This is a genomic window from Alteromonas portus (assembly GCF_005117025.1).
GTDB lineage: Bacteria > Pseudomonadota > Gammaproteobacteria > Enterobacterales > Alteromonadaceae > Alteromonas > Alteromonas portus.
Map to the genome: position 1 here is coordinate 931,145 of NZ_SWCO01000001.1, position 22,450 is coordinate 953,594.

A 22,450-nucleotide genomic window follows, 5' to 3' on the forward strand; every position below is an offset into this window, starting at 1 on the left:
GACTCGCTAATCAATAACGTTAATTTCTTGCCTTTGGTTGAATATCTGCTTCGTCATCTTTTGAAAATATCAAACTGTTCGGAGACTGATTAAGTTTCAATAACAAAGGCTGTATATTTCGCATTGTTTCTTGAAGGGCATCAACGGTTTCTTTTATCTCAGATTGATTAAAACCCCCTTCGCTGTAATTTTTTAGCAGGCCATCAAGACTCACTAGTACTTGATTGAGGTTACTGTTAAGTGCCTTGGCATCAATATCCGCAATAAGTAAATCAAAGTCACTGCTTGCTGTTTCTACCGACTCGGCCGCTAAACGCATGTCTTCAACCGCAAACTGAACATTTTCTACCATTTCTTTAAGCGGCAGCTGATTTATCTTATCTAAGATAGCGTCGGCTTTTTGCGTTAGCTGCGTGAATTCGTTACTAACCGTGGGGATCACTTCGTAGCCGTTTATCACTGCTATCTCGCTGTCACTATCGGCATCTGGTACGTGCTGTAGGTCAACATACAGCCCCCCCGTTAACACGTTACCCATACGAAGTGACGCACGAAGATCTCTCTGTAGCCAGTTTCTGATGGTCTGCTTAATGGCATTTAAACCTTCTTTGGTATCTGGCTGTCTAGCCTTGCCGGGGTATATATTAATAAGTACTGGGATCGGGTAATCCCTTTCTAAAATGTTGCCTTCAACGGCAGGGAAGGAGTTAATTGCAGTGACGTTACCTATTTCAATCCCTCGGTATTCAACTGGAGCGCCAACGGTAAGCCCTCGTACACTTTCATCTATAAGCAACAAATATTCGGCTGCAACTTTGTAACGTGCGTCTGAGGCGGCTGTGCTGTCGCCATAAATAGTAAAGAAGGCATTATCGAGGACTTGCTCACCCTTTGGTACGCCTTCGGGAATGCCAAAGGTAATGCCGTTAGCCAGCAGTGTTTCTAGACTTCCTGTTTCAACACTAACACCGTTCGATTCCAGTAATAATTTAACGCCACTCACATCCCAGAACCGCGTCGTGTTGGTTATTAGTTTATGGTAAGGCGCTTCTATGAATGCATCGTAATACACCACGCGCTCGTCAATATTAAAGGTAGCGTCTTCAAATTCGCCTACTTTAAAACCTTTGTAAATGATAGGGTCGCCAGGTTTATAGGCAAATTCGTCATCACTTTTTAGCATGACATGTAGACCAGGCGTGCCATGCGGCGTAACAGGCGGACGTTCAAGCGCGGTAAAGTGAAGCTGTTCTTTACCTTTGTCGTTTGCCGACATTGCAATGTAACTGCCAGACAAAAGGGTATTAAGGCCCGATACCTCAGAGAAGCTTATTCGAGGGGCCACCACCCAAAACTTGGCGTTTTCGTTAAGCAAATGAGCTGCGCTAGCGTCAATTCTTGCCGTAACCAGTACACCGTTTAGATCAGGTTTTAGGGTTATTTTTTTGACCTGACCAATATCCAAGTCGCGCACTTTAATCGGGGTTTTATTTACTTCAATACCTGTAGCTGACTGAATCTCTATCGTTATCAGTGGGCCTTGGTTTTTCCATTGGTAATAGACCATCCATCCGCCAATAACGATAACGAGGATCGGAATAATCCAAATGCGAGAAATGGATGAGGTGGGTTTTACCTTTGCCTCGTTAATGTTCGGATCGTTTGTGGTCATGGTAATTGCTTCCACTGCTGCCAAATAAGCCTAGAGTCAAACGTCATCGCGGCTATCATTGTTACAAATACTACGGCACAAAAGGCAAGTGCCGCTTGGCCCGGGTAAATAGACATGGTGTTGCCCATTTGAATAAGAGACACCAACACTGCTACAACAAAAACGTCTATCATCGACCAGCGTCCTATTGCTTCGGTAACGCGGTAATAACGTATACGTAATTGTTTTGATGTGGTTTTCTCTCGTTGTACAGAAAAATTGAGCCAAGCAAGAATGATTATTTTCGCAACCGGCACCACCACACTGGCAACTAAAATGATCAATGCAACAGGATAGGAACCTGATTCCCACAGCGAAATAACGCCACCAATAATCGTATTTGGTGTTTCTTGGCCAAAAAATTCAGTATACATAATTGGCAATATATTAGCAGGAATATATAAAATACAAGCAGTTAATAACAGTGCCCAAGTTCGCTGAATACTAGCCTTCGCTTGGTTCTCACAGAGTGGCTTAGGTTGCGGAGGTTGCCCGCATGACATCCACATTGCATAACGTGTGGTATCGAATTGGGATATGCAAAGCGCAGTAAACGCTGAAAAGCCAACAAATGCGTAAAACGACAGGCCGATAGAAACATCGGCCAACTCAGTGATTTTTATAAGGCTGACCAACGTACCCACCAGAAAAATTTCTGCCATGCTCCAGGGCAAAAGCGCTTTTACAAGTTTGTAGAGCCGAGGCAAATAAAAAGGGCGACGGTTTTGTAATTGGGCTAAAGATAAAAGCAACAGGCCAGCTAATACCATGCCGGGTAGTAATAGTGTGGCTAAACTGGTTATTATCGCCAGCGACAAGTAGTCGTGTTCGATAAGTACGGTTATTCCCGTTGGCAAGTCGATACTGTGTTTTTGCCCGCTCGCTTTAAATGTCAGGAAGTTAAAAGGCAGTGAGAGCAATAAAAAAATCAAAGCACTGAACGCGTAAGCGAGTAACTTTTCGCTTGCTCCATTGCGATGAGACAGTAGCGTGTGATTGCATACCGGACATACGGCCCGTTGCCTATGCGCGAGAACGGGTATGTGTACCTGAGTATGGCACTGCTCACAAACTATAGATAACGTATTTGATTCAGCCATATGCTTTTGTACGACACTTTTTGTATGCTCGTTGTAAGATAAATAGTAGCCTAGAGGTATAACCCGTTGATTTTTAGCATCAACAGCATAGCTTATTGCGAGCATGTCGGGAAGTATAGCTAGCCTTATTTAAAAGTATAACAACAATAATTGACGACTAAGTGATGGAAACAGCAAACGAAATTCGCAGCGTGTATGGAAAAGTAAAGAAGCAATTAAACCGTTTACTTCTAAAAAGGCGTATTGGCTTTTTACGTTTTTGGGTAAGTATTACCTTCGCTCAGCGTTGTTATTTCTTGGCAACGAGCATGCTCTTGTTGCAACTATTTTTCGATATCGAAAGTGGCTTGTTTGAAGCAATCATGTTTGGTTTAGCACTTGCTGGCATTGTCAGCGAGACATGGCCTAGGTTCATGGCGCTGTGGAACAGCTTACCAGGGAAAGCGATAATTTTATTTGTATACGCAATTATCGCGAATTTCGCATTAGCGTCGGCTAGTGGGCTCGTGAATAGCATAACCGGCGTTTCTGCTGGCGCGCTGCCCTACAGTCACAATTTCGCGCTTATACTTATGGTGCCAAGCTGGTTCTTCGTCACCACGCTAATGGCGCTCGTAGGCGGAATGCTAGTTATCTTTGTTTATGTGTTCTTCTTATTATTACTAAAGCCCTTTGGTGTACAAAGGCTTTGGCATCAACCCGGCTACCGTTATGTATTATCCACCGCTGTAGCAAGGTTTGTGTGGACCCTTGGCGTGGCCCTGCAGCTAGGGGTTTTAGCAGGACAGGTGGGGCTACTTTCTGAATTCAGTAATGAAAGCGCCAATGCGTTAATAACAATAGAAAATGAGATTGAAGCCCAGCCTGACGATAGTGAAGAGAAACCCATCGAGGGGCAAACAGAAGAGGTTTCAGAGTTAGAAGCAGATTTAACCGCGCTTTTAACCGATGCAAAACAAAAAAGTATTCGTTATAAAAAAACACAGCGCCAGGCACTGGCTAGTTTTATTTATGAGTTTGAAGCAGACTCTCGCTCTCGCTGTGCGCATCCTGAGGGGACGCGTGTTATTGAGCTTAACGACTACGAAATTTTGCAAATAGTGCCAACACAGGAAGATGAGATTGGCTATGCTTACACTGTAGTCCCATGTCGTTCAGCTGCCATTGGGCTCGATTAAAGTGAATTAGATTAAAGCGCTCCGCTTTTTCTGCTCTTAGTTAGTAAGGCCATTACAGTTTCAAATTAAATGTACTCATGGCCACTCGTTGAGAGCGTTCTGAGAGTATCAGCCATGCTTAGGTCGCTATTTGGCATCTCGCACACATCTAACGCTAAACATATAGTCTTTGTTTAGCTTAGCCCTTCTAATTTCGCCTTTATGTGAGTTCCACCAGGAATAGGCGAGGGTGCGAGCGTACGCCTCTTTATCAGTGGCGCTCGTACTTGTCCAAAACTCAGTGTACATTCCCTGCGTTATATACCAGTTGCCTATTTTTACGCCCGCTGCCGTTGCGCCAAATTGAAATTGATTAACTTTGGCCTGATCGAATTTTTTAAACAGGGTATTAGGCTGCTCCGCTTTTAGCGTAATAGCAATGTCGTTGCTTCCGCGCCAGCCTTCTTGTGCCAGCTCGCTTTGTGCTATACCAATAGTGCGCTCCATTTCCTGCCAATCGGCGTCGGTCGCAATGCGCCATCCAGCAGGACACAGCTTTCGCTCGTCATCTACGTCTTGCCAGTGATAAAGCCGTCCGTATTTAAGTAGGTTCTTCTCGTCGTCTTTTGGAATAAACCCAGAATCAACAGGGCTTCCATCTTGAAACTGAGTAGCGCGTAGGTTTTCTGCAAACCACTCAAGTTTCCCTAATTTTACGGTTTTATAGCGATTACCTTCCACGTCTTGAAAAGTATTCTGGCTGCCATCAAACTCTAGATTTGAAGTGTTCATAGAAGCTGGAACTGAGGGCGAAGAGGTCATCATAAAAAATCCTAAAATAAAAACGGCTTTTCTCATTTCATCAACATTCAATTTAGCAATTAAAACGACCAGGTAAAGTCTGTCGCTTTTTCTGATACGGCCCAAAGTTTTGTCAGCACTTTTTTGTCTACAGCAAAATCCTCTAATTTACACTCTCCAACAGGGCCGCCAAAATTCATTAACCCTGTTGGTCCATAATAGGCACGCTGTTTAAGGTTATCTTCGGTGGCACACATCACTTCAGGGTAGGCGCCTTTCTCGGCAGACTGCGCCAGCCCTATTTTCACCATAAAGGACCAAGAAATACGGGTTACCCAGTTAGCACTTTCTCGTATAAGGGTGGTGTTCGACGCTCCGGGGTGACACACAAACACCTTCACGTGTTTGTTATGTGCTTTTACTTTGTCTTGTAATTCGTACGCAAACATCATTTGCGCCAGTTTACTTTGGCTGTATACCTTGTTGGGGTTGTAATTTTTGTCCCAGTTCATGTCATTAAACTGCATGGTTCTTAGGCCCATTTTGTGCCCTTCACTAGCAACGACTACAATGCGTCCTTTCGACTCATTGATACGATCGAATAACAAACCACACAGTAAAAAGTGACCGTAATGGTTAACGCCTAATTGGCTCTCAAAACCATCCTCGGTTAATTCTTGCGTTGATATTTGTGCAATAGCAGCATTACAAATTAGCGCGTTGATAGTAGGAACTTGAGCTAAGATTTCTTTTGCTGACTGTCTCACAGCATTAAGGCTGCTTAGGTCAAGGCGTATATAGCTGACATTGGCATCGTTACCAAACTCTTGCTTTAACGTAGCGATAGCGTCATGGGATTTGCTCGGGCTTCGGTTCAACATAACGACTTTCGCACCTTTGGAAAGTAGAATACGTGTAGCCTCAAACCCAGCGCCCGTATTTGCGCCTGTTATTAAAAACGTCTTACCGTTTGCGTTTTCAATACGAGATGGCGTCCAACCGCCTTTTCCAAATAGATTACTCTTTGTCATCTGCTTCAAACCTTTTGTCACTAAATTTTGTATACTTGTAATATAATGACTAACGGTTGGGTAAAGTAGGCGAAAAACTCTTGAAAACTTGCCTAATCGTATCACCTTGTTGTTTAGGGTGAAGTTTGCTGCTAGATTGCATAACGCAAAAAATCAAAGAACACGATGTAAATAAAAGATGAGGTAGTGGTTTAAAGCGCTATGAGCAAAGCACTAATAAAGCAGTTAATTGAAGAGAAAGTGGATAACAGCGGCTTATACGATACCGGGATCGATGGTGTTCAACTTTTTAAAATAACACAGCCCATCGAGTGTGCTCCTGTAGTATACGAACCGTCACTAACTGCCATTGTTCACGGTGGTAAAGAAGCCATTTTGAATGGGGATAAGCATACCTTTAACACCAGCAAATATACTTGCTGCACCATGTCTATGCCTGTAGAGGCGGGCATTCCCGATGCTTCTGAGGAAAGCCCACTACTGGGGGTTTATATTTCTTTAAATAGCAGATTGATGACCGATTTAGCTATTGAGTTTGAAAGTGTAGGCGGTAATTTCAGTCAATCGTCAGCTTCGTCTGCACCCTCGGGCATTGCTTCAGCCCGGTGGGATGCTGATTTTACCGATGCCCTATATCGCTTACTTCTTCTCACTGATAATGCTACCGATATTGCTATGTTAGCCAGTACGCGTTTGCGCGAACTGTATTACTCGGTATTAAAAGGGGAAGCGGGTAGCATAGTAAGAGGCAGTTTTGGCGTAGGCAATGCCATAGGGCGGGCTATTGAATACCTGGCCTCCCATGTAAATGAAAACGTCACTATTGACGATATGGCCAGTAAGATAGGTATGAGTAAGGCCGTATTTCATCGTAAATTTAAACAAGCCACTACTATGTCGCCTATTCAGTTTGTTAAATCGATGCGGTTGAATAACGCAGCCAAACGTATAGCTGAAGGCACAAACGTAAGTGTTGCAGCAATGGATGTTGGCTATATAAGTTCGTCGCAATTTAGCCGAGATTTTAAGCGAATGTATGGCTTATCGCCGAAACAATGGGAAAAAGAAAATAAAACAAAAGCCGCGAGCATGCTGCAATAGTTTGGTCAACATGAGGCTATGACTTAAAAAATATTAGCGATAGAGATATTAAAAAAGCTCGCGACAGCAAACTGTGGCGAGCTTTTTATTTATTAATACAGCAACTGCTTAGAAGCTAGCGTTGCCCGGTGTACGTGGGAATGGGATCACGTCACGTACGTTTTGCATGCCGGTTACGTATGCTACAAGACGCTCGAAACCAAGACCGAAACCTGAGTGAGGTACGGTGCCGTAGCGGCGAAGGTCGCGATACCATGCGTAATCTTCTTTCGATAGGCCCATTTCGTCAAGGCGTGCATCGAAAACGTCTAGTCGTTCTTCACGTTGTGAACCACCGATGATTTCACCGATGCCTGGCGCAAGTACGTCCATTGCTGCAACTGTCTTACCGTCGTCGTTAATGCGCATGTAGAAGGCTTTAATATCTTTCGGGTAGTTCTGCATGATAATTGGCGCACCAACGTGCTCTTCTGCAAGATAGCGCTCATGCTCAGAAGATAAATCGATACCCCATTCAACAGGGAATTCGAATTCTTTGCCGCAGTTTTGCAGAATTTCGATAGCGTCTGTGTAGTCCATGCGAACAAAGTCAGAGCTTACTAACTTTTCTAAACGCTCAATGGCGTCTTTCTTAATACGCTGAGCAAAGAACGCCATGTCGTCAGGCAGTTCTTCAAGCACGGCCTTACATACATATTTCAGCATGTCTTCAGCAAGCTGTGCTACGTCTTTCAATTCAGCAAACGCCACTTCAGGCTCAATCATCCAAAATTCGGCAAGGTGGCGAGATGTGTTTGAGTTCTCTGCACGGAACGTAGGGCCGAACGTGTACACCTTAGACATAGCTGTACAGTAAGTTTCAACGTTAAGCTGTCCTGATACCGTAAGGTAGGTTTCTTTGCCGAAGAAATCTTCTGAGTAGTCAACATTGCCTTTGTCGTCGCGTGGAAGGTTCATCATATCAAGGGTTGATACGCGGAACATTTCACCTGCACCTTCTGTATCGCTGGCCGTTAGAATTGGCGTAGAGATCCAGAAGTAACCTTTTTCGTGGAAGAAGCGGTGAATAGCCTGCGACAAACAGTTGCGCACGCGTGTTACCGCGCCGATAACGTTCGTGCGTGGGCGAAGGTGCGCATATTCGCGAAGGTACTCAATGCTGTGGCGTTTAGCGGCCATTGGGTAGGTATCAGGGTTTTCTACCCAACCTAAAACCTCAACGTCAGTCGCGTCAATTTCAACGGCTTGGCCTTGGCCCTGAGACTCTTTCACTGTACCGGTAACCGATAACGAGCAGCCTGCTGTTAAGCGCTGGATATCGGCATAATTTGACAGAGAATTTAGCGCAATAACTTGTACAGGATCGAAGCAACTACCGTCGTGTAGTGCAATAAATGATAACCCCGCTTTAGAGTCGCGGCGTGTTCTTACCCAACCCTTTACGGTTACCGATTCGCCAACGGCGTACTTACCTTTAAGTACGTCAACTACGGGCGCATGCGTCATGTTAATTTCTCCGTCTTACTAATTTTATGTTGTTGCTTACTATTGAGTCATTTTCAACAACACAGTGCATTAAACTGTGAATGAAAAAATGCACTAAAATTTGCTTTATGGTCAATGTTTTTGGATTGTCATGCCGATAACTAACTAGCATCTGTAATAGCTTTTCGCTTTTCAAAAGGCTTTTCGCAATTCGCTTGACGCCAAATGTAAGCAAAATACAGATCGAAACATGGCTTGGTGTTGTAAAAATAACCAATGAAATACAATCCAATAGCACGCTAGTATACCCAACATAAAGCGGGATGCCAGAGAACAGAGTGACAAATGGGAAATAAAAATGATTCAAGCACATCAGTGCCCCAGCAAGCACAAGAACCACACGCTACGCAAAGCAATGCTGATCAGTCTAGCGAAGCAGAAAATAAGAGACGTACTATGACATATGAAGAACTTGCCGAGCGACGTTCAACGCCTCGTTCTCAAACGCCCTTCTATAAGGTCATGCTGGCACTAAACATTGTTGGCTGGGTAGGCATGATTGTTGTACTCATACTGTTTCACTATGCGCGCCCAGATTTTATCAGCGGCGTGCAGCAGTACTGGGGAATAAAAGGTGATACCAGTTGGTCTGAAAGTCACTTATCGGCGATGACCATCATGCTACAGGTATGTCTAGTTGTAACCTTGGTAAGCATTATTATGCGGGCACGGAGAAATCGCCGTCGTTCTGATAATTTTGGTGTTAATCTGATTATTCTGTTCGCCATCGCGGCTGTAAGTTTAATCACGTTAGCCACAACGCTAGGCCTGTAAGTCGGGGTAAGTATAGCCCGCGTCTCACTTGATAGTTCAGCCAAAGGGAGTCTATCAAGTGAGCAACAACACGCTACCAGTATAAAGGGTTACAGGCTATATTCTGCGTTAAATGAAAGCTGACTGGATAAGCCAGTAAGTATAGGCCGCATAAGCAAGCACAAACGCTCCGCCTTCCAGACGGTTTAAGCGACCCTGGCGCTTAATGCCAATACAGAAAATGAACAGCGCAATGGTTGATGCGAACATCACCATAACGTCACGGTATAAGAACTCCGAACCCACAGTCATTGGCTGAATGGTACCTGCAATGCCCACTACCGCCAAGGTGTTGAACATGTTAGATCCTATTACATTACCGATAGCTAAATCGTGTTCGCCTTTCTTCACCGCCATTAGCGATGATGCAAGTTCTGGTAACGATGTACCAATTGCGATAACCGTCAACCCAATAATCGTATCGCTAACACCAAAGAAGGTGGCGACTTCTACCGCGCCCCATACCAGCATACGCGAGCTTGCAACTAGCAATAAAAGCCCCGCTATCAACCACATTACGTGGGTTTTCACTGTGCCTTCATTGCTATTAATTTCTTCATCGTATTCGTCGGCGAGGGCGTCTTTGTCGCCCTTCATGCCGTGATAAATGCTCCAGGAAAGCAGAAGAACAAAAAGCCCTAGTAAAGAAAATGCGTCATCTTTAGAAACGCTCAAGTCCCATACCTGCCATGCAGCAAAGAACGTAATACCAAGCAGAACAGGCAGTTCTTTTTTGATAATTTCTGATTTAACGGCAATAGGGCTAATTATTGCGGTAAGACCAAGAATTAATAGGATATTGGCAATGTTAGAGCCATAGGCATTTCCCAGCGCAATGCCAGAGTTGCCCTGGAATGCAGCAAATATAGACACAATAATTTCGGGGGCAGAGGTACCAAACCCAATAATGAGCATACCGATGAGCAGTGGGGATACACCAAAATGATTAGCTACCGATGCGGCTCCGCCAACAAACTTCCCTGCGCTCCATAATAGAACCGGCAACCCAATTAAAATAGCCAAGCTGGCCAATAGCATACGTACTCCTTAAACCCTTCGTGTCTTGCGTGGTTACCTCAATGTATAGGCAAACCCAATAAATAAAAGTAGCTTCAACCTATTCAAATGCACATAAGTTTTTGTTGTCTTAACGATGAAAAAAAGCCGTGCTGATAATGCTATGCAAATGGCAAGTAAAGCGTAAACTCAGCGCTACTTTAATCGTGTTTGTTAATTGAACAAACACAACCTTAATTGTACCTGACAACACACTATTTAGAAGCGAATTACATGCACAATACACTGATTGTTACTGATGATGTTACTCCTTTTTGTAACACAGCTTTAACCGTGCTGACTTTTCAAGATTACCTTGCTGAGTTCCCAAAGTTGAACGAGCCCAAAACACGCGTTATCAATATATGTGATACCACGCGTTATTTAAGTGAAGGATACTATTGTTCACTTTTGGCTCAAGCACGTAATCACTCTGTATTGCCTTCAGTAAATACCATTAACGATTTGCGTATGGCTGAAGAGAAAAGTATTGATCGTATCGTTTTCTCTTTGTCGGTATCTCAAGACAATACGGAAATTACTGATGAACCAATATTAGTACTTTTCGGCGAAGTGAAAGATCAGCGCTTTAAGCGTTTGGCCCGCCAGGCGTTTGAAAAATACCCATACCCAGTATTGGTGTTAAGCCCAACGGTTACCGATACAAAAGTATCGCCTAAAGCCACGGGTAAAGTGCAGATTGAAGGCTTTGCAAGCGTGCAGGCAATAGCGTTTAAGGATTTAAATGCCAAGCAACAAGCGCGTTTCATTGAGCAATTAGAAGCACATACCAAAATACAGTGGAAAGCCGGTAAAACGAACAAACGTACTCGTTGGGATATGGCCATTTTGGTTAACCCAGAAGAGAGCACGCCGCCTAGTGACGAACGCGCCATTAAAAACTTTGTGAAAGCAGCTGAAAAAGTGGGCTTTCGCGCAGATGTGGTGAGTCGCCTGTCGCAAGAAGAATTGGGCCACTATGATGCATTGTTCATTCGTGAAACGACAGCGATTGACCATCATACTTACCGCTTAGCCCGTGCCGCAGAGCGAGAAGGCATTGTGGTTATGGACGACACGCAGTCAATTCTGCGCTGCTGTAACAAAGTGTACCTGCAGGATGCGTTTGCTTATCAGAAAGTGCCAGCGCCAAAAGCGACCTTTGTATCGAGTGCTACCGATGAAGTATGCGAAAAGCTCATTGCTGACTTTGGTTTGCCGTTAGTGTTAAAGCTGCCAGAAAGCTCGTTTTCTCGCGGTGTGCACAAGGCTGAAAATAAAGAAGCGTTAAAAACGCGCTTAGAACAAATGCTGGCTGAATCGGCACTTGTTTTGGTGCAGGAATATATATTCACTGAATTCGACTGGCGAATTGGTGTACTAGGTGGCAAACCTATTTACGCTTGCCAATACTTTATGGTGCGCAACCATTGGCAGATATACAACCATCAGGGAGACCGATTCTCTTCGGGTGGATTTGCCACAATGCCAACGTTTGAAGTACCTAAACCGGTACTACAAGCCGCTATCAAGGCCGCTAAAGCAGTGGGTGACGGCTTGTATGGTGTAGATATTAAGCAAACCGGCAATGCGGTTTATGTTATTGAAGTGAACGACAACCCAAGTATCGACTCGGGTGTCGAAGATAAATATTTAGGCAAAGAACTGTACGAATTAATTATGCAGGAATTTGCTGACAGGTTGGAGCAAAGAGGGCGATGATCACATCGGCTGAGCGAGTAACTGAAGTAAATAGTGAAAGTCCATTGAAAAGCGTTAATAGCGCACCTGAACATACAGAGAATGCGTTGATGACTGAACCGACAAAAGATGTCAGTGGGGCTTCAACGCAATCGAATGTAATGCTGCGTGTGGCGACATTACACGACCTTGCTTCGCTTCAGCACATCGAGCAAACCTGTTTTACTACTGACAGGCTCAGTAAAAGCCGTTTTAAATTTTACATTGATGCCCAGCACGCAGAACTTATTGTGGCCGAGCGTGAGCCTGTGAGTGCCCATTCGAAGCACGACAAGAACAAGCAAAGTGTAAATAGCATAATAGGCTACGGACTGTTGCTGCTGCGTCGTGGAACGCAGCTTACTAGGCTGTATTCTATTGCGGTATTGCCAGAAGCGCGTGGGCTTGGTGTTGCTGAAAAGCTTATAAACAGCTTGGGGGAGCGGGCGCTTTTGCGGGGAAAGCGATTTATGCGCCTGGAAGTGGCAGTAGGTAATGCTGGCGCCATTGCTTTATATAAAAAGTTAGGATTTAGTCAGTTCGGTATGTATACCGATTACTACGACGATCACACCGACGCTCTGCGTATGCAAAAAGTGTTGGTGCCGAGTAAGTCAGTTAAGCCAGAGGTTTATCCGTGGTACCAGCAAACGACAGACTTTACCTGCGGTCCGTCAGCATTGATGATGGCAATGTGTGCATTGAACAATCGCTATGAAATGACACAAGAAAAAGAATTATCGTTGTGGCGTACTGCCACCACTATATTCATGATGTCAGGCCATGGTGGTTGTCACCCTGTAGGGTTAGCCCTTGCTGCGGTAAATGAAGGTTATGCAGCGAAAGTGGTCATTAATCAGGATGTGCCGCTTTTTGTTGATGGTGTTAGAGACACTAACAAGAAAATGATAGTCGAAAATGTTGAATCACAGTTTGTAGCAGAAGCACGTAGAAAAGGCATTTCTGTTGAAATCTCTGACTGGCGTATTGATGTTATCGACCAAACCCTTAGAGCTGGCGGGGCAGTATTGTGCTTAATCAGCACGTACGCGTTCGATAAGAAAAAGGTTCCCCATTGGGTAGCGGTGACTAGCTGCGATCCTCACTGCTACTATCTGCACGACCCAGATGCAAGCGAGGGTCAGCCTGTCGAGTATCAACATATTCCAGTTGCTCGCGAAGACTTTCTAAGGCTTGCCAGTTATGGCACACGTAAAGTAAGAACATTGGTGCTTCTTAAAAATAAAAAGTAACACGAATTTTTGCTTAGGCCTGAGGCACGGAGAATGCTTGAGGCCTTATACCAATCCGCATAGATAAATACCCACTCAGCGAAACTTAAGTTAGTCGTAACCGTGGCGTGCTTACCTAGGTATTAGTGATGTACTTGCGTAATATTTACCTTTTTATTTAACGTTTTAAGCTGCTTTACTAATTGAGACAGTTCTTTCACCGAACCTGAATAATCAATATGCTTATTCATGGCTTGGCCCTTTACTGCACTTCTATATAACGCTTCACTTTCGAAACATGCGGTTTGCTCATTTAACGCGTTCCATTCCGCTTTTAAGTCGCTTGGAATACAGTGGCGTTTTGCAATAATTTTGTCTTTTATTTGCAACACTTTCCCGATTAATAATTGTGCATCTGTTGGCATTGTAATATCTCCGTTGAACATTATTTTATAAGTTGCTGATATAATTGGTTTATTGATTTCCTTTTTTCTAAAAAGTGCAACAAACGAATTTTTATCACTTAACTTCACTATAGGAGTTGCATTATTGATGCCACGTTCAATAAAAATTGAGAGCATGTTTAGGACATTGATTACTAAGAGCGGAAGTAAAAAGCTCAAATAAATGAGTGACAGTAATTAAAGAGCAGGTCGAAAAGGCAACGACGGCACGCGTTGACGAAACTACATGTCATAGCGAAAGAGACGGTACGAGGTTTATGTTTTTACTGAGCAGAGAGCGTAGTCTCTTTGCGAGCCTTCTCTAACGCTAAAATAGTGTTGTGCATATCGCCATTAACTGTGAACTCATCAATAATAGGCATTACCGCGGCGGCAAACGCCTCGTCAGCGTCACGATCGAAGAACTGTGAAAATCCGTCAGCAGAAGAAAGTGCTGCATGGGCCTCTTGGGTGAGTGGAGTAGTCTGTTCTTGCGCTAATTTATGTGGCGATATAACACCTAGTTTTGCATTGAGCTTGGTTTGAACTTCGTGGTTTGCCACAAAGGCTAGAAACTTTCTGGCTAATGAAACGTTCTTCACGCGCTTGGGAATAATCAGCACGTCTGTTGGGGCTTCTTCGTAATTGGCGATATTTTTATTTATTTCAGGGAAAGGAAAAAAGCCGATGCGCGAGAGCATATCAGACCTTATTTCTTGAATGACATAATTTCCAACAAGCGACATGCCCACAAGGCCTCTTGATAACAGGGGTAAACTTTCTCTCCACTCTAGATTTTCGTGGTCTTCAATAAAATATCCATTTTTTCTTAAATCATCCAAAAAGCTAAGAGTGGTTCTAATGCGTTCATCACTAAACGCTATCTCTCCTTTTGTTAGCTTCTGTTGAAAATCAAGACCGTGCAATCGCAGGTTCAAATAGTCAAACCACGCCGTGGCGGGCCAATTGCTTTTAGTGCCGACGAAAATGGGAGGGAGGCCATTCGCCTTTATGATTTCGCAAGTGTTTATAAATTCCTGCCACGTAGTCGGCTCAGCTAGTGATAGGCGTTCGAACACGCTTTTTGAATAATAAAAGCCAATTTGATAATAGGAAATAGGCACTGCAAAGAGGCGGCCATTATAACTGAGGTTTTGCCTTATGTTTTTGTCAAATGCAGCGTCTAAATTACTTTCTAGCCACACATCATCAATGGGTAATACTAAGTCATCTTTGATAAACTTGAACAGGCGTTGACCAGCATGCCAGTATAAAACATCAAAGCCCTTGTCATCTAACAGCATACTAGGAAAAGCGCGTTTATACTCTTCGCTGCTTAAAGCAGTAAATTTCACTTCAGCAGTTGGGTAACGCAACTCAAAATCGTGCGCTAAGGAATAGAAGGCTTCTCGCTGTGCACTTGTGGATACAGAGACCCCAATATTGAGTTGCTCAGCGAAACTTACTGTAGTTAACCCTAAGCAAGTCAGCAAATACAATAGGCGGTTAGTCATAGCAGTCCTTACTCTACATCAACGAACTCGATTCGCCTTTTACGAGGTTTAACGGCAGATAAAGCTTAAACCCTATACGTAGTTTATTCTTGTGCCTATTAAACTTTGGTCTCTACATCGCAAGCCCGTTTGAAAGCAGCACATTATTTATACGCGTAGCGCTTGGGTTTATGTTTAATTTTCTTGACCTGACAATAGCAAAAGTGCGGCGTCCAAATTAACAGGTTCAGCAATATAGCGGTAACAAGGCTGAACACAATTGATGAGGGCGTGAGTGGGACGGAGGGACTGAAATTATCTAACACGCGCTTTAGCGTACCATATTGAGAAGGCGAGGCCATAAACACGAGCTTTTCGAAATAATGACCGTGTTCTAGCTTTCTCATACCTTGTTCTAATGTAGTGATCTGCGCAAAACGCGAAGCTTTCATTGACGCGTTCTCGCGTACAACTGGCTCGCTGTTTTTCTGTAGACTTTCTAGCATTGCTTCAACTGATGAAAAGCCGTGCTGCTTGGCAAGCGCTGATGAGCTAGACACCTCATCTCTTAGTGCATCGTAATAGCCGTTGAGGTATTGACGATAGTGGTCTGCCAAAATAGGAACTTGTAGTGTAATGATAAACAAAACTGCAAACACAACTTTATCTAAAACACGTACTATCATTCAAATCTCGCTATAAACACTCTGTACTAATAACCCGATTGGTGACCCGCTTGAATATTCACTTTGGGGTAAACTTGCTTCAATCTGCTGGCCGTTTTTTTAAACAGTCATTTTTTTCCAAAAGTCACCGCTCCCCCTAAAAGAAAGTGCTAAGCGTAACAGCCTCTCGCACTATTTCAAGGCCGTGTAAATCGCGTGGGTTAGCTTACTTAACTGTTCGGAAGATATAATGTACGGAGGCATAATGTATACCAGTTTCCCAAATGGCCGTATCCACACGCCTTGTTCTACAAAATGGCGCTGAATTTCGGCTACATTGACGGGATTTACCGTTTCAACCACACCTATCGCACCTAACACTCTTACGTCATTAACACGAGGCAAGTCTGCACATTTTGCCAATTCGGTTTGTAATTGTTTCTCAATGGCCGGAACTTGTTGCTGCCAATGATTTTCATTAATTAGCGATAGACTAGCATTGGCCACTGCACAGGCTAACGGGTTGCCCATGTAGGTCGGACCATGCATAAAGACGCCAGGCTCCCCTTGGCAAACTCCTAAAGCCACATCTTCGGTACACAATGTTGCGGCAAGGGTCATGTAACCACCGGTGATCGCTTTACCCAAACACATAATGTCAGGTGAAACACCTGCATGCTCGCAAGCGAAGAGCTTACCTGTGCGGCCGAAGCCAGTAGCAATTTCATCGCAAATTAAAAGTACGTCGTAGGTATCGCAAAGCTGTCGGCAGCGCTTTAAGTACTCAGGGTGATAAATACGCATGCCGCCTGCGCCTTGAACAACGGGTTCTAGGATGAGAGCGGCCATGGTGTGGTGATGCTTTTCAAAAATCTCTTCAAGCGGAAGAATGTCATCTTCGCTAAACGTTTGGCCAAAGCGAGTTTGAGGGGCAGGCGCAAAAATCTGCTTGCTTAGTACACCCTCAAATAAACTATGCATACCGTTAACGGGATCGCACACGCTCATTGCGGCAAAGGTGTCGCCGTGGTAGCCATTGCGCGGCGCGACAATGCGCGACTTCTCTGAGCGCCCTTGGCATGCCCAATACTGAATCGCCATTTTTATCGCTACTTCAACAGATACTGAGCCAGAGTCTGCCAAAAATACACGCTCTAAACCTGCCGGCACCATGTTAAGTAACGATTTACACAAATCCACCGCCGGCTGGTGGGTAATACCGCCAAACATAACGTGAGAAAATGCGTCAATTTGCTTGTGCGCAGCATCGTTGAGTACAGGGTGGTTGTAGCCGTGAATTGCTGCCCACCAGCTAGACATGCCGTCTACTAGCACTTCACCGGTGGCCAAGGTAAGTTCGGCACCTTTTGCACCAACTACTTCATAGCAGGGAAGGGGATTAACCGCCGAGGTATAGGGGTGCCAAATGTGTTGTTTATCAAATTCTATATTGCTCACAAATTAACCGTTAGTAAATGTTTTGAATTGGTCAGAGTTGACAACTCGATATTGGGGCATAGACTAAGCCAGCAATAATAATTAGTAAAGGACAGTCAATGACGCTGGCTAGTGCGCCTTCTGCGCAAACGACAACTATTCGAAACGATTGGACCAAAGCCGAAGTCGAAGCTTTGTTTGCCATGCCATTTAACGATTTACTGTTTAATGCCCAAGTAGTGCATAGACAGCATTTTAATCCGAATGAAGTGCAGGTTAGCACGCTTTTGTCGATTAAAACCGGTGCATGCCCTGAAGACTGTAAGTACTGCCCACAAAGTGCCCGCTATGATACGGGCCTTGAGAAAGAGCGCCTGCTAGAAATTGAAAAGGTTATCCAGCGTGCGAAAGAGGCAAAGCAAGTGGGTTCTACCCGTTTTTGTATGGGTGCCGCTTGGCGAAACCCGCGCGACAGAGACATGCCTTACATTTTGAAAATGGTTGAAGAGGTGAAAAGCTTAGGCTTAGAAACCTGCATGACGCTGGGGATGTTAACCCGCGATCAAGCTGTGGCCTTAAAGCAAGCGGGCCTCGATTATTATAATCACAACCTAGATACCTCACCGGAATACTACGGCGATATTATCACGACCCGTACTTACCAAGACCGATTGAATACGTTAGAGAACGTGCGTGCTGCAGGCATGAACGTTTGCTCTGGGGGAATCGTTGGCATGGGAGAAACGGTGAGCGATCGGGCTAGTATGTTGGTGCAATTAGCTAACCTTCCTGAGCAGCCTCAAAGTGTGCCTATTAACATGTTGGTTAAAGTAAAAGGTACTCCACTCGATAGTGTAGAAGACCTGGACTATTTTGAGTTTATCCGCACTATTGCCGTTGCTCGTATTATGATGCCTAAGTCACATGTGCGCTTGTCGGCAGGTCGCGAAGCCATGAACGAACAAATGCAGGCCCTTTGTTTTATGGCAGGCGCGAATTCCATTTTCTATGGCTGCAAGCTGTTAACCACGTCAAATCCAGATACCCATGAAGACGTAATGTTGTTCAAAAAGCTTGGTATTAACACCGAACGCACAAGGGATTACTCAGACGAAGCACATCAACAAGTGTTAGAAGAAGAAATTGCCCAGCAACAAGAACAAGGCGACGACAGTAACGACTTGTTTATTGATGCAACCAAGCCTAAGGTAGCGCCAAAGAAACAGCATTTAACGGAGGCGTAATGGCCTTTCACTGGTTAGACGATTCGCTGAGCGCGCGTGCCGAGCAAGGTTTGCTGCGCCAGCGCCACTGCCAACAATACGAAAAAGACAGCATTATTTGTATTAACGGTGAGCACTATCTTAACTTTTCAAGCAATGACTACTTAGGCATGCGCCAACATGAGGGTGTATTGCAAAGTTGGGTTGAGGGGCTAGCGCAATTTGGTGGTGGCAGTGGAGCATCGCCTTTGGTAACTGGGCACACACAGGCTCATTTGGCGCTAGAAGCCTACATTGCCGATGGTTTAAACCGAGAAGCTGCGCTGTTGTTTAACTCTGGTTTTGCCGCCAATCAGGCACTGTGCATGGCACTTTTTCCTCACATGTCTCACCCCAATAAAAGCGCGAGAGCAGGGCACATTATTGCTGATAAGCTCATGCACGCTTCGTTTTTAGAGGGGGCACAGTGTGTATTTGATAGCGCCAAGCTTCGCCGTTTTAAGCATAACGATCTAAGTCATTTAGAGAGCATGCTATCAAAGGTTTGTCACAGCCAGCTATCCGATGCGGTTGGTAATTCTGATGCAAACCAGCAAGACATTCTGATTGCCAGTGAAGGTGTGTTTAGTATGGACGGTGACGTAGCGCCTTGCGAAGGTATCGCTGAACTGGCCGCTAAATATAATGCATGGTTCATGTTAGACGATGCACACGGAATGGGTGTATTGGGTGAAAACGGTTTTGGCACAGCAGAAGCACTAAACTTAAGCCAGCAACAAGCGCCTATTGTTATGGGAACATTTGGCAAAGCAGTGGGCACAGCCGGCGCCTTTATTGCGGGAAGCCAAACCCTAATTGATTATCTGGTGAATTTTTCTAAACACTACGTGTATTCCACTGCCATGCCACCAGCACAAGCGGTGGCTACTTTGTACTCCCTCACTCATATCGCCAGTGATACTGCCCGCCGCGAAACGCTACAAACCAATATTGCCTATTTCAGAGACTCGTTTCAAAAACGTTTTGGACAGACACTTAATACAAGCGAGAAAGACAAAGCACCAATTGAAATCACTTTGGGGCAATCGCAAAGCGCAATTCAGCCCATTATTGTTGGTAGCCCAGAACGTGCAGTTGCACTAAGTGAGGGGCTAAAGCAGCGCGGTATCTGGGCAACGGCTATCAGGCAGCCTACTGTACCGAAAAACCAAGACAGGCTGCGCATAACGCTTACATCAAATCATTCATCACAAGACATTGACGTATTGCTTGATGCCCTAGAGCTTTCACTTAATAACTTGGTGCTAAGTGAGACTTCAGAAAAAAGAGGACCAGAAAGCGCTATCTGTGCTTCTGACTCTGTAAGTAAACAAGAGATGTAACCATGTCACTAAGTCCCGCTGTAAAAGCTTTCCCAACGCCAGAGCAGGTAAGTACGTTCGAAGATAAGTTGTCACATGATTTAGCTCAGCGTGCTTTTAAGGCAAACGGGGCTTTTTCGTCCGAGACATCTTTTGAACCTGAGAGGGCGACCAACGCTAAGACTGAGAGCTATGTTACAGCTGAAGGCGATGTTAAAGCTGAGGGCTATATTTCAGTTGAAGGCTCTGCAAAAGCTGAACGCGATGATACTGCTTCAGCAATTAATGAGCAGGACGTGGCACATCGTTTTTCAAAAGCGGCTGTGCAGTACAACAGTATTGCGGGTGTTCAGCGCATTATTGCTAAGCAGGCATTAGCGAACTTACCGATAGACCTACAGGGTACGGCTCTTGATATCGGCTGTGGTACTGGCATTCATACCCAAACCCTTGCAAATAAAGGTGCAGCTGCAACTGGCGTAGACATTGCCGAGGGCATGTTGGCGCAGGCCGGAAAAATGTACTCTGACCCCATTTTCGTAGAAGGTAGTGCTGTTGATTTGCCTTTCTGTGATAGCCAATTTTCAACCGTATTTTCATCTATGGCGCTTCAGTGGGTTAGCGATACTGGGCTTGTTGCTAATGAGATAGCGCGAGTGCTTGAAAATAGTGGTATTGCCGAGCTGGCGATTATGGTGGCGGGTTCATTTAGTGAGCTTAAAACGGCGCGCAAAGTAGCGCAGCTTCCGCAAGCCGAAACTTATATGCCGACAACCGCACAATGGGTAAATGGCTTTAAGCAGTCGGGCCTTTCTTTGCAACGGGTGATTACTAAGGACTATGTCGATACTCACTGCGATATTATGTCGCTACTGCGCTCTGTGAAAGGGGTGGGGGCAGGTGAGACCGGCCGAAAACAACCGCCGCTCACCCGTCGAGATATTAAAAAATTAGCCATGGCTTACAGCAATATGAGCGGTGTAGAAAGTAAGTTACCGCTTACCTACCGCGTGAGTCATTTTAGATTGGAAAAACGATGAAGCAGTATTTCATTACCGGTACCGACACCGAAGTAGGTAAAACCTATGTTACCTGCCAACTACTACAAGCTGCGCAAAAATCCTCGTTAAGCGCCATCGGCTACAAGCCTATTGCAGCCGGATGCGAACAGATAAACGGCGAGTGGGTTAACGAAGATGCGCTAAATATTCAGAAAGCGTGCTCCAAAATACGCGCAAATATAGCCATTAAAATTACAGACAATAACGAGCTAAAAAGCGTAAATGAAAACAACGAAGAAAGTGGACAGACACTTCCTTTGCATCAAATAAACCCAATTGCACTAAAGCCGGCTATTGCACCACATATTGCTGCCCTTGAAGAAGGTGTTGCGTTAACGTTTGACGAGATTGCAAAAGGGCTTGACGAACTGCAAGCCTATCAACCAGATCTTCTGTTAATGGAAGGTGCAGGTGGGTGGCGTTTACCGCTAACGGTAGGTGATGAGTATACGCCCGCTTACTATCTTTCTGATGTCGTGAAAACACTCAAAATGGATGTGATTTTAGTTGTAGGCATGCGTTTGGGTTGCTTAAATCATGCGTTATTAACTGCAGAAGCAATTCGCGCCGATGGACTTACCATTAAAGGATGGGTTGCGAACGACATCACGGGTAACATGGCGCGATACCAAGAGAATCTGCATTCTCTTAAAGCCATGTTACCCGAGCCGCTACTGGCAGAAATTCCCTACCAGGTAGCGCCTAACGATGAAATGCTATTCGCCGCTATCAAGCAAATAAGTTAAATCATCACCTGAATTAATTGGCGTTTTTTCTTCACCTAGAAAAATAAAGCCGTCTTTTTCACCCACTAGGGTAAGTTGGTTATTAGTAAGGCGCAGCGCTGTGCCCTCGCGAATAGCAACTACTGGTGTGGTTGGGTTTAGCGTGGTGAACTCTGCCAAACGTTGATCACGGGTTTCACCATTGTGACCCGGCGGCTGATAATCGGTGTAGTGCGGATTCAACTGAAACGGCACGATATCTAGTGCATCAAAACTCGGCGGCTCGATAATGGGCATGTCGTTAGTGGTTCTAATTGATTGACCACAAATATTCGAACCCGCGCTCCAGCCAATATAAGGCGTACAATCGGCGATGGCGTGCTTTATTGGCACAATAAGCGCGTTTGCATAAAGGGTTGAAAGTAGGTGAAAGGTGTTTCCACCGCCTACAACAATAGCTTGGCCATTTTTCTTTGCGTTATTGACTGCGGCTACTGGATCTTCAACGGTATGTAGGCCCGTAACCTTGCACTCTGGCAGGGCGGTTGCAACGGCATCTACATAGCTATCGTACGTTTGAGTGACGGCGGCGTAAGGGATAAATAGAAGGTCGCGAATTTCGCCTAAGTGTGCAAAAATAAGCGCCCTAGCGTGCTCTAAGTAAGCTTCGTCGCCTTGGCGTGAGCTACTCAGCATAAGTACATGTGCGGTCATACTAACTCCACAATTTTTCTGACGGCGTATCATACGCGAAA

20 protein-coding genes are annotated in these 22,450 nt (G+C 44.8%); 9 read left to right on the forward strand and 11 right to left on the reverse strand.

Annotated features, from left to right (window positions below; translation table 11 throughout):
- Window positions 1-19: 19 nt before the first annotated feature.
- Window positions 20-1,672, reverse strand: a complete 1,653-nt coding sequence (gene pqiB, locus E5672_RS03885) for an intermembrane transport protein PqiB (protein ID WP_136780986.1) — start codon at window positions 1,670-1,672, stop codon at window positions 20-22.
- Window positions 1,669-2,811, reverse strand: coding sequence for a paraquat-inducible protein A (locus E5672_RS03890; protein ID WP_136780987.1), 1,143 nt, complete (start codon window positions 2,809-2,811; stop codon window positions 1,669-1,671). The genes pqiB and E5672_RS03890 overlap by 4 nt, the downstream gene beginning before the upstream one ends.
- A gap of 164 nt (window positions 2,812-2,975) precedes the next feature.
- Here E5672_RS03890 and E5672_RS03895 point away from each other — a divergent pair, with 164 nt between their 5' ends.
- On the forward strand, window positions 2,976-3,989 hold the full coding sequence (locus E5672_RS03895) for a hypothetical protein (protein WP_136780988.1): 1,014 nt from the start codon (window positions 2,976-2,978) through the stop codon (window positions 3,987-3,989).
- Window positions 3,990-4,115: 126 nt separating this feature from the next.
- On the opposite strand, the gene E5672_RS03900 is transcribed toward E5672_RS03895, so the two are convergent.
- Window positions 4,116-4,760, reverse strand: coding sequence for a fibrobacter succinogenes major paralogous domain-containing protein (locus tag E5672_RS03900; RefSeq protein ID WP_240692157.1), 645 nt, complete (start codon window positions 4,758-4,760; stop codon window positions 4,116-4,118).
- Between the two features lie 89 nt (window positions 4,761-4,849).
- Window positions 4,850-5,800, reverse strand: a complete 951-nt coding sequence (locus tag E5672_RS03905; protein ID WP_136780990.1) for an SDR family oxidoreductase — start codon at window positions 5,798-5,800, stop codon at window positions 4,850-4,852.
- 201 nt (window positions 5,801-6,001) lie between these two features.
- Between E5672_RS03905 and E5672_RS03910 the strand changes: the two genes are divergently transcribed.
- Window positions 6,002-6,901, forward strand: a complete 900-nt coding sequence (locus E5672_RS03910) for an AraC family transcriptional regulator (RefSeq protein WP_136780991.1) — start codon at window positions 6,002-6,004, stop codon at window positions 6,899-6,901.
- A 108-nt stretch (window positions 6,902-7,009) separates the two neighbouring features.
- Here the strand turns inward: E5672_RS03910 and asnS are convergent, their stop codons facing one another.
- Window positions 7,010-8,407: an asparagine--tRNA ligase gene (asnS, locus tag E5672_RS03915; protein WP_014948897.1), complete on the reverse strand. Its 1,398-nt coding sequence runs from the start codon at window positions 8,405-8,407 to the stop codon at window positions 7,010-7,012.
- 324 nt (window positions 8,408-8,731) lie between these two features.
- Here asnS and E5672_RS03920 point away from each other — a divergent pair, with 324 nt between their 5' ends.
- Window positions 8,732-9,220 (forward strand): hypothetical protein, encoded by a 489-nt coding sequence (locus tag E5672_RS03920; protein ID WP_136780992.1) that lies wholly within the window; start codon window positions 8,732-8,734, stop codon window positions 9,218-9,220.
- A 108-nt stretch (window positions 9,221-9,328) separates the two neighbouring features.
- Here the strand turns inward: E5672_RS03920 and E5672_RS03925 are convergent, their stop codons facing one another.
- On the reverse strand, window positions 9,329-10,297 hold the full coding sequence (locus tag E5672_RS03925) for a calcium/sodium antiporter (protein ID WP_136780993.1): 969 nt from the start codon (window positions 10,295-10,297) through the stop codon (window positions 9,329-9,331).
- A gap of 252 nt (window positions 10,298-10,549) precedes the next feature.
- On the opposite strand from E5672_RS03925, the gene E5672_RS03930 reads away from it, so the two are divergent.
- Together E5672_RS03930 and E5672_RS03935 are read left to right on the forward strand one after the other, a co-directional pair.
- On the forward strand, window positions 10,550-12,037 hold the full coding sequence (locus E5672_RS03930; RefSeq protein ID WP_136780994.1) for a RimK family protein: 1,488 nt from the start codon (window positions 10,550-10,552) through the stop codon (window positions 12,035-12,037).
- Complete coding sequence (locus E5672_RS03935) at window positions 12,034-13,308, forward strand: GNAT family N-acetyltransferase/peptidase C39 family protein (protein WP_136780995.1); 1,275 nt, start codon at window positions 12,034-12,036, stop codon at window positions 13,306-13,308. The genes E5672_RS03930 and E5672_RS03935 overlap by 4 nt, the downstream gene beginning before the upstream one ends.
- 122 nt (window positions 13,309-13,430) lie before the next feature.
- On the opposite strand, the gene E5672_RS19980 is transcribed toward E5672_RS03935, so the two are convergent.
- The 4 genes from E5672_RS19980 to bioA form a co-directional block, all read right to left on the reverse strand.
- The gene (locus E5672_RS19980; protein WP_240692152.1) at window positions 13,431-13,868 is read right to left on the reverse strand and encodes a hypothetical protein; all 438 of its coding nucleotides are present in this window, start codon (window positions 13,866-13,868) and stop codon (window positions 13,431-13,433) included.
- Window positions 13,869-14,014: 146 nt separating this feature from the next.
- Window positions 14,015-15,244 carry an ABC transporter substrate-binding protein gene (locus E5672_RS03945; RefSeq protein WP_136780996.1) on the reverse strand — a complete coding sequence of 410 codons (1,230 nt, stop codon included), beginning with the start codon at window positions 15,242-15,244 and terminating at the stop codon, window positions 14,015-14,017.
- 143 nt (window positions 15,245-15,387) lie between these two features.
- A complete protein-coding gene (locus E5672_RS03950) occupies window positions 15,388-15,909 on the reverse strand; it encodes a DUF2937 family protein (RefSeq protein WP_136780997.1) in 522 nt (173 codons plus the stop codon).
- A 171-nt stretch (window positions 15,910-16,080) separates the two neighbouring features.
- Window positions 16,081-17,346: an adenosylmethionine--8-amino-7-oxononanoate transaminase gene (bioA, locus tag E5672_RS03955; protein WP_136780998.1), complete on the reverse strand. Its 1,266-nt coding sequence runs from the start codon at window positions 17,344-17,346 to the stop codon at window positions 16,081-16,083.
- A gap of 98 nt (window positions 17,347-17,444) precedes the next feature.
- On the opposite strand from bioA, the gene bioB reads away from it, so the two are divergent.
- From bioB to bioD, 4 genes are read left to right on the forward strand one after another with little or no spacing between them, the layout of a single operon-like run.
- Window positions 17,445-18,569: a biotin synthase BioB gene (gene bioB / locus E5672_RS03960; RefSeq protein ID WP_049585902.1), complete on the forward strand. Its 1,125-nt coding sequence runs from the start codon at window positions 17,445-17,447 to the stop codon at window positions 18,567-18,569.
- Complete coding sequence (locus E5672_RS03965) at window positions 18,569-19,930, forward strand: aminotransferase class I/II-fold pyridoxal phosphate-dependent enzyme (RefSeq protein ID WP_136780999.1); 1,362 nt, start codon at window positions 18,569-18,571, stop codon at window positions 19,928-19,930. Before bioB ends, E5672_RS03965 begins: the two co-directional genes overlap by 1 nt.
- Before the next feature lie 2 nt (window positions 19,931-19,932).
- Window positions 19,933-20,949: a methyltransferase domain-containing protein gene (locus E5672_RS03970; RefSeq protein WP_136781000.1), complete on the forward strand. Its 1,017-nt coding sequence runs from the start codon at window positions 19,933-19,935 to the stop codon at window positions 20,947-20,949.
- Entirely contained in the window at window positions 20,946-21,716 is a 771-nt protein-coding gene (bioD, locus tag E5672_RS03975) for a dethiobiotin synthase (protein WP_136781001.1), read from the forward strand. Before E5672_RS03970 ends, bioD begins: the two co-directional genes overlap by 4 nt.
- Here bioD and pepE read toward each other — a convergent pair.
- Complete coding sequence (gene pepE / locus E5672_RS03980) at window positions 21,687-22,409, reverse strand: dipeptidase PepE (RefSeq protein ID WP_136781002.1); 723 nt, start codon at window positions 22,407-22,409, stop codon at window positions 21,687-21,689. The two genes, bioD and pepE, sit on opposite strands and share 30 nt — an antisense overlap.
- Between the last annotated feature and the right edge of the window lie 41 nt (window positions 22,410-22,450).